Raw genomic sequence first — 3,873 nt, 5'->3', positions numbered from 1 at the left:
GATGATGCTGTTGTCGATGATGATGCTGTTGATGATGATACAGAAGATGATGTTGTTGGCTCAGAAGAAATTGATGAAGAAGCTTCTTCTGTTGGTTCCACGGTAGCTGTTACAGATGCCGCAGAGGTTGTAGAGCTTGCAGGCGCTGTAGAAACGGTAGATGTAGATCCACACGCCGTCAAGGTTAACATTGTCATTGACATTAAGATTGCAACAATTCGGTTTTTCATATTGTTTCCCCCTTTAGTTAAGTTGCTAACCACTGAGAATATTTTAACCCATTAACGATAAAGAAGGAAGTTTGACTACGAGTTTTGTGACATACAAAGACTTCAAAGTGCGGGGAGCACCACTTATAAACCCTATAAACCTTATAAAAGATGGTACAACATTTCGGGCGGTATAAATGGGGGTAAAGTACAACATTTCGGGCGGTATAAGTACAACATTTCGGGCGGTATATAAGTACAACATTAACATTGACATATGTTGTACTATGAACTATATTGTGTGTGGGAGGTGTAGCCATGTTAAGAGAAACCGATGAACAGTACCACCAAATTGAGTTAGAAGAATACTTTGACAGCACAGTTAAGCCTGATCTTTTTGCAGTATCACGTATTTTCGCAGAGGCGCGTAAACAGATGACTTTAAGCGAATATAAAATGTTCGCGTATGCGCTAACATCTGTGAAATGGAAAGACAAATGCCCTGATATTCTCTATCTAGATAAAAAGGAAATTGCAAAGATTGTAGGTATCACCGAATCCGATGCATCAGATTTAAGCCAGCACGTAAAGCGTTCTGTCGGCGATCTGGCAAAACACAGCTATCTTGAATTTTCAGATAAGGCAAGCGGGGCATGGGCAAACGGATTTTTTGTAACAAGTATAGCTTTTTTCAAAAACCGCATCCGTATCCGCATGAATCAAGACTATTTGCCGCTTTTTGGGAAAATGGAACGCGGTTATATAACGATGTGGAGCGGTGATATTTTCAAGATGCGTTCGGAGCGCGCTGTTAAGTTTTATGAGGTGCTAAGAGAGAATAGCGATACACGAAAAGAAATGCAGACAGGAACAATAAGCATCAGATTCTTAAAAGAATTATTTGGCATACCAAAGGACGGTAAAGGGTCTTACATGTACAAGGGGCATTTTCGCCGCACAGAATTTGAAAAACGTGTGATAGATCCGATCTGTGAAGATCTGGCAAACACTGAAATGATTCAGCTGATTTTGCAACCAAACGGCAAATACTACGAAAAGGTGAAAAGAGGCAACCGCGTTATTGCTTACAAGCTTTTTTGGACAATTTCAAGCCATCCGCGCGTGGCTTCTGCGGCAGAGGTCAAAGAAATTCAAGAAAAGGTTGACGCAGATGCACAGGTTCTGAAGGTGGCGAAAGATATTGTAAAAGGCAAAAAGAATACAAAGAAAGACGGCACAAAGTTCAACACAAACTTCCAACAACGAGACTACGACTATGACGCGCTAGAAGCCGCCCTTCTGGCGGCACAGGGCGCACCAGAAGGCACAGAAGGGTAAGACAGCATACTGAGCTTGCCTGTTCCTTATTTTCGCCAAAATCGACCATATACGAGTGTAAAATTAAATCGGATACCGGAGTTGCGAATTACAGAAAGAAAAAAAACGCGAATTAGCAAAAAAGAAAACAGGTATATATAAAACGAGTATTGAAGAAATGGAGATTACAGTTAAACAGATCGATTTTTTAGCCTGGGGAACAGGCAGAGAGGAAAAAAATATGTATGAAGTGAAAAGTGTGCGTGTTTACGAGAAAAAAGATTTTGAAAAACTCGCAGAGATTTTGAAGAACATCGAACGGCCGCTAGACACAGAAGTATCAACCGCAAGATTTATGTGTGAGGATATCGCACGTGGCATGTGCCTAGATGACGGCATTGTTGTGAAAGAGAGTAACGGAAAAACCGTAGCAACTTATGAACACAACGTGGTGTAAGTGGCAGGAAGGAAAAAGGGACGCATAAAGCGCCCCTAATTTATTGCAAAAAAGTAGAGGTTTTAAGGGTTTTAAAAGTCCGTTTATATCAATCGACAGGTTGATATAAACGGACATCTGCAAGATTTTGGATTTAGCTTTGCGTTATTGTCTCCGGTCCTCACGAAACTTTGAGAGACTGGCTCCGGTGGTTTGTTTGATTACCGCTGTTGAGCTAATGTGGCTCCCTCTGACGCGCTTCGGCGCGGTAGGGGTTGAGCTTGCCAAACGGCTGTTTAATCTGGGAGGTGAGATGCGAAATGAGTCGAAAAAGAAGCAGGAGCAACAGAAAAGATCTATCGCACGACATTTACTGTCGGCTTAAAAGAGCTTATAAGCTCGGGCGCGGGCGCGATCGGCACAAAGATAAAAAATCTGGAGAGGACGTAAGATTTATTTATGCAACACGGACTTACGAAACTTACAGAGAACAAGGCAAATATTTTGCAGCCTATGCAAAGCAAAAAGGATGCAAGACGCTCGCCGAAGCTAAAGAAATTGTACCCGAGTATTTGCAAATGCTCATAGATGCAGGCAAGAGCGGTTTTAGCGTTCGGACGGCGGCAAGCGCAATAGGCAAAGTATATGGCGTTACTTATGGCGCTTTTGGGGTTGAAATGCCGGAAAGAAAGCGATCAGAAATTACTAATAACAGGGGACAAAGCAAAATGCTTGCGCATTACAACGCGGAAACCGTGGAAAAATACGCGAGTATTCTTAGATGTATCGGTCTGCGGCGATCTGAAGCCCTTCTGGCGCGCGGCGCGGATCTGATGCAGGAAGACGGTAAATACTATATTTGGGTGCCGCGCGGCAAGGGCGGGAAGTACCGCAAGGCCGTTATTCAAGGCACAGACGAGGAAATCAAAGCTGTGGTACAGCTTTTTGAAGAAGCAAGAGCGAGGGCTGAGAAAGGCGGTGACGGCCTTGTATGGCCGTCAGGAATCCCGCGCAACCTTCCGGTGCACCGTTATCGGGCAGAATACGCGGAACGGGTCTATAAAAGCGTTGCAAGGCCGGTAGAGGGCTTGCAGAGGGAGGAAAAATATATTTGCCGGGGAGACCTGGCAGGGATGGTCTATGATAGAGCGGCGCTGAAATATGCGAGTCAGCAGCTCGGACACAATCGCGTGTCCGTTGTCGCAGATAATTATCTGCATTGATCTGAGTAACTTAAAAGAAAAAGAGGAACGGTTAATACCGCTCCTCTTTTTCTTTATTTCTTTATTCACGAATTAAAGTCCTAACTGGTCAGCCGCATATGTTGCCTGATCGACAGTGAATTTATCTCCATAATCAGATGATAATTGCTGAATTAAACTGTCACGGGAAAATCCGCCAATATCGAGATAGCTTTGTGCCGCCTTCACTGCCTGTTCGTTCCAGTCAGCACCGCAGTTATCTGCGGCGTATGTTGCCTGATCGACAGTGAATTTATCTCCATAGTCAGACGACAGCTGATCAATCAGTCCCTGATATGAAAATCCTTGGAAATCGAGATAGGACTGAGCCGCCTTTAATGCTTCAGCATTCCAATCGGCGCCACAGTTATCAGCAGCGAATGTTGCATCTTCAACAGAAAATTGATCTCCGTAGTCTGATGACAGCTGATCAATTAGTCCCTGATAAGAAAACGCTTGCAAAGACAGATAATTTTTTGCAGCGCTCAATGCTTGCTGCTGTGAAGGTGTAGCGTTCAGCACTGCGGATGTTTCTGACGACGATGATGCTGTTGTCGATGATGATGCTGTTGTCGATGATGATGCTGTTGATGATGATACAGAAGATGATGTTGTTGGCTCAGAAGAAATTGATGAAGAAGCTTCTTCTGTTGGTTCCACGGTAGCTGTT

5 protein-coding genes are annotated in these 3,873 nt (G+C 43.9%); 4 read left to right on the top strand and 1 reads right to left on the bottom strand.

Translation table 11 applies throughout. The features are described from left to right. From ACTNDI_RS13915 to ACTNDI_RS13900, 4 genes are all read left to right on the top strand, one after another. The coding region (locus ACTNDI_RS13915; protein ID WP_441101562.1) for a hypothetical protein at window positions 1–285 on the top strand (285 nt) is incomplete at its 5' end. A gap of 242 nt (window positions 286–527) precedes the next feature. Beyond that, window positions 528–1,547, top strand: a complete 1,020-nt coding sequence (locus tag ACTNDI_RS13910; RefSeq protein WP_441101561.1) for a replication initiation protein — start codon at window positions 528–530, stop codon at window positions 1,545–1,547. A gap of 157 nt (window positions 1,548–1,704) precedes the next feature. Further along, complete coding sequence (locus ACTNDI_RS13905; protein WP_441101560.1) at window positions 1,705–1,983, top strand: hypothetical protein; 279 nt, start codon at window positions 1,705–1,707, stop codon at window positions 1,981–1,983. A gap of 299 nt (window positions 1,984–2,282) precedes the next feature. Further along, entirely contained in the window at window positions 2,283–3,185 is a 903-nt protein-coding gene (locus ACTNDI_RS13900; protein ID WP_441101559.1) for a hypothetical protein, read from the top strand. Between the two features lie 72 nt (window positions 3,186–3,257). Here the strand turns inward: ACTNDI_RS13900 and ACTNDI_RS13895 are convergent. Continuing rightward, window positions 3,258–3,873 (bottom strand): Ltp family lipoprotein (locus ACTNDI_RS13895; RefSeq protein WP_441101558.1); only part of this gene is annotated, 616 nt, incomplete at its 5' end.

The sequence above is a fragment of the Bilifractor sp. HCP3S3_D3 genome, assembly GCF_052063915.1.
Lineage (GTDB): Bacteria > Bacillota > Clostridia > Lachnospirales > Lachnospiraceae > Bilifractor.
This window is presented reverse-complemented; position numbering and strand designations above follow the sequence as displayed.

Bases quoted from the DNA above. Each gene is read 5' to 3' on its own strand.
- ACTNDI_RS13910 (WP_441101561.1), top strand. From the start codon at position 528: ATGTTAAGAGAAACCGATGAACAGTACCACCAAATTGAGTTAGAAGAA.
- ACTNDI_RS13905 (WP_441101560.1), top strand. From the start codon at position 1,705: ATGGAGATTACAGTTAAACAGATCGATTTTTTAGCCTGGGGAACAGGC.
- ACTNDI_RS13900 (WP_441101559.1), top strand. From the start codon at position 2,283: ATGAGTCGAAAAAGAAGCAGGAGCAACAGAAAAGATCTATCGCACGAC.